We start from the raw sequence: 3,630 nt of genomic DNA on the forward strand, positions 1-3,630 counted from the left end.
CGCTCGGCGCGGGCGGCGGCCACGCGCTTGCGGCGGATCACCCGGCGCTCCTCCTCGGTGAGCCCTCCCCAGATTCCCGAGTCCTGATTCGTGTCGAGTGCGAAGTCCAGGCAGTCCTGGGCGACGCGGCATTCGCCACACGTGTTCTTGGCGTGATCGATCTGGACCAGCGCATTGCCTGTCGTACCGACGGGGAAGAACAGCGCCGGGTCGGTGTCGCGGCACACGGCGTCGTCGCGCCAGTCGTAGTCGGCGGCTCCGAGAGCCAGGCTGGACGCAAGAATCGACACGTTCGGTTTCCCCTTGTGGAGGTTGGGACGCGGGACGAGCACGCGTCGGTGAAGGTGGGGCGGGGGACCGTCGGCGCGGGCCTCGCCGGGCGAAAAAATAGGCGCGACCCAGCCGCGCCGCAAGGGGGAGTTCGTGTGACGTGTGACCGTTGACTCCGTCGAGCGGTGATACTCGCGGTCATGAACGTGGTCGGTCATCGTGGGGCATCTCGGGCAGAGCGGGAGAACACACCGCCGGCATTCGCCGTCGCGGACGAGATGGGGGCGGACGGAGTCGAACTCGACGTGCGCCTCGCGTCCGACGGCCGCGGGGGATCCCGCCTCGTGCTCTGCCACGATCCGCTTCCCGAATCACAGCACGAGATCGACGAGCTCACGAACGTCGACGATGCGTTCGACGCGTGCGGTGACCGGATGCTCGTCAATGTCGAGATCAAGAACAGCGCGGACGACGGTGGCTTCGATCCGACGATGGCGGTCGTCGCCCCCACGATCGCCGCGATGCGCCGCCGCGGACCCGCCTGGTCCGACCGCTGGCTGATCTCGTCGTTCTCGTTGCGCACGATCGATCACTGCCGTGCGGTCGCACCGGAGTTCATGACGGCGTTCCTCGTGTTCGATCCGAGCGACGAGGCGATCGCGCTCGCCGTCGACCGCGGCCACGGATCGATTCATCCGTGGGACGCGAAGCTCGACGCCGACCGGGTCGACGCCTGCCACCGTGCCGGCCTCGCGGTCAACACGTGGACGTGCAACGAGCCCGCACGGATCGAGGAACTGGCGGCGATGGGGGTCGATGGGGTGTGCACCGATGTTCCCGATGTCGCCCTCGACACGCTCGGCCGAGAACGCGTGGACGATCGGCCGGTGCCCGCGATCAGTCCGCGCTGGGGAAGACGAGATTGATCGCGTCGGGGACGTGGCGGATGTCGAGGCAGGTCGACTCGCCGAGCGCGTCTCCGTCGAGCTGATACGGAAACGGCGTGTCGTGTTCGATGCGCAGCCGTTCGACCGCGGTCCGGATGTCGAGGTGTGCGGCAGGTTTGACACCGCCTCCGCGCAGTGCGCCGGCCAACGAGGTGAGGATCGCACGGGCGCTCATCGTCGTGAACGTGATCGCGACGAGCCCTTGGTCGAGCCCGGCGTGCGGTGACAGATCGAGCGGCCGGTTCCCGAGGTACGTGTACGGGTTGGTGTTGAGCACGATCGTGAAGTAGCCGTCCTCGAGGTCGTCACCGCCGTCGCCGGTGACACGGAAGTGTGGATGCTTGCGGTCGTAGCCGCGTGCCCACGTCGACAGCCCGGACCAGATGAACAGCGGGTGCCCGAGCCAGCGCTTGAGCGATCCGTGGCGTTCGACCTGTTGCACGACGGCGGCGTCGTAGCCGACACCGGTGTGGAAGCAGAAGTACCGACCGTTGACCTGCCCGAGCCCGATCGGGCCGATGCTGCCCGCGTCGATGCCGCGCACCAGGTTCTCGACCGCGACGACGGGGTCGTTGGGCATCCCCAGCGTGCGGGCGAACACGTTGGTCGACCCGCCGGGGAGCACGCCGAGCGCGCTGTCGCTGCCGGCGATCCCGGTGGCGACCTCGTTGAGCGTCCCGTCGCCGCCGTAGCCGATCACGACATCGACACCACGGCGGGCCGCGTCGTGCGCGAATCGAGTTGCGTGGCCGCGTCGGTTGGTCTCGACCAGTTCGACCTCGTGGCGGCGCGGCGTCGCCCCGCTGGCCGTGCGGACGCCCTCGCTCAGCCGTCGATGGACCACGACGGTGTTGCGTGCCGTCACCGACGACGCGAACGAGTTGACGATGAGCATGATCCGCAAGCTGGACACTCTAATTGTCGCCGCCGCGGTCCACCCGGGCCCCACTGGTCCGGGTGTTTGCGTCCATCCGGGTGACTCTGCGGGACTTCCAGCAATGCAAACACCCGGACAGACGGAAACACCCGGATGGGGAGGGCGGGGGTGGGAGTGCAAACGTCACAGGTCGTCGATTTGGGGGTCTTGGTTGACCCGCCGGTAACTTGATCGGCTTATGAACGTGATCGTGTGTGTGAAACAGATCCCTGACCCGGCCCTGCCGGGTGAGTTGGATGCCGACAACACGCTGAAGCGCGACGGCAAGCTCATCCTCGATGAGTCCGACAGCTATGGCGTCGAAATGGCGCTCCAGCTCGTCACTGCTGCGGGCGGCGGCGCGGTGAGCCTCGTTTCGATGGCCCCGAACGAGGAAGTGTCGGGTCTCCGCACTGCTCTCGCGATGGGTGCCGAGAAGGCAGTGCTCGTCTCCGACCCCTCCCTCGCCGGCGCCGATGCGCTGACGACGGCGAAGGTCCTGGCCGGTGCGGTCAGCAAGTCGGGTGACTTCGATCTGGTGATCGCCGGGACCGAGTCGTCCGACGGCTACACCGGCACCGTTCCCGAGCAGATCGCCGAAGTCCTCGGCCTTCCGTCGGTCACGTTCGCCAAGTCGATCGCCGTCGACGGTTCGACCGTCAAGGTCGAGCGTCAGACCGAGGCCGGCTACGACGAGGTCACCTGCCCGCTTCCGGCCGTCGTGTCCGTCACCGCTGGCGTCGTCGAGCCCCGCTACCCGAGCTTCAAGGGCATCATGGCCGCGAAGTCGAAGCCGGTCGAGAACGTCACGGCCGCCGACCTCGGGATCGAGGCTGCCAGCTGGGCCCAGTCCATCACCAACGTCGAAGATGCCCCCGCCCGCGAAGCCGGCGAGATCATCGAAGACGACGGCGAAACGTTCAACAAGATCGTCGAGTTCCTCGACAATCTGAAGGTCATCTGAGGAGCCTGATCATGGGTATCGACAACATCTGGGTCTTCGCGGAGACCAACGCAGCCGGTGGCGCATCCAGCGCGACCCTCGAGCTGCTGACCAAAGCCAACTCGCTCGGTGGTTCGGTCACCGCATTCGTCGCCGGCTCCGCCGGTGATGCTGCGGCGGCGTTCGCCGATCACGGGGCCGCCAAGATCTACGAGACCGGTGACCTCGCCGGCGCCCTTCCCGGCGCCGCCGTGTCCGCCGCGATGAAGGCCGTCATCGACGGCGGTGACTCGCCCGACCTCGTCATGTTCCCGCAGAACTACGAGGGCCGTGACGTCATGTCCCGCCTGTCGGTCAAGCTCGACCGCACCGTGCTCACCAACTCGACCGACATCTCGGTCGACGGCGACTCGGTCAGCGCACAGACGCCGATCTTCGGTGGCGCCAAGATCGTGACCGCGACCTTCACCGGCGAGGCCCCGTACCTCGCCGCGTTCCGCCCGAAGAGCTTCGAGCCCGCCGGCGGCGCCGGTGCGGCCGGCGAGGTCGTCGCC

The 3,630-nt window shown here is 67.7% G+C and carries 4 protein-coding genes and 1 pseudogene; 3 read left to right on the top strand and 2 right to left on the bottom strand.

The window, feature by feature from the left end; genetic code table 11:
* The coding region (locus WBV89_RS18015) for a WhiB family transcriptional regulator (RefSeq protein ID WP_423982712.1) at positions 1-290 on the bottom strand (290 nt) is incomplete at its 3' end.
* 180 nt (positions 291-470) lie between these two features.
* On the opposite strand from WBV89_RS18015, the gene WBV89_RS18020 reads away from it, so the two are divergent.
* Complete coding sequence (locus WBV89_RS18020) at positions 471-1,196, top strand: glycerophosphodiester phosphodiesterase (RefSeq protein ID WP_423982713.1); 726 nt, start codon at positions 471-473, stop codon at positions 1,194-1,196.
* Here WBV89_RS18020 and WBV89_RS18025 read toward each other — a convergent pair.
* Entirely contained in the window at positions 1,168-2,112 is a 945-nt protein-coding gene (locus tag WBV89_RS18025; RefSeq protein WP_423982715.1) for a diacylglycerol/lipid kinase family protein, read from the bottom strand. The two genes, WBV89_RS18020 and WBV89_RS18025, sit on opposite strands and share 29 nt — an antisense overlap.
* A gap of 232 nt (positions 2,113-2,344) precedes the next feature.
* Between WBV89_RS18025 and WBV89_RS18030 the strand changes: the two genes are divergently transcribed.
* The gene (locus WBV89_RS18030; RefSeq protein WP_423982714.1) at positions 2,345-3,097 is read left to right on the top strand and encodes an electron transfer flavoprotein subunit beta/FixA family protein; all 753 of its coding nucleotides are present in this window, start codon (positions 2,345-2,347) and stop codon (positions 3,095-3,097) included.
* Between the two features lie 11 nt (positions 3,098-3,108).
* A pseudogene (locus WBV89_RS18035) lies at positions 3,109-3,630 on the top strand (electron transfer flavoprotein subunit alpha/FixB family protein); the annotation flags it as partial.

The organism is Ilumatobacter sp. (assembly GCF_049588435.1).
Lineage (GTDB): Bacteria > Actinomycetota > Acidimicrobiia > Acidimicrobiales > Ilumatobacteraceae > Ilumatobacter_A.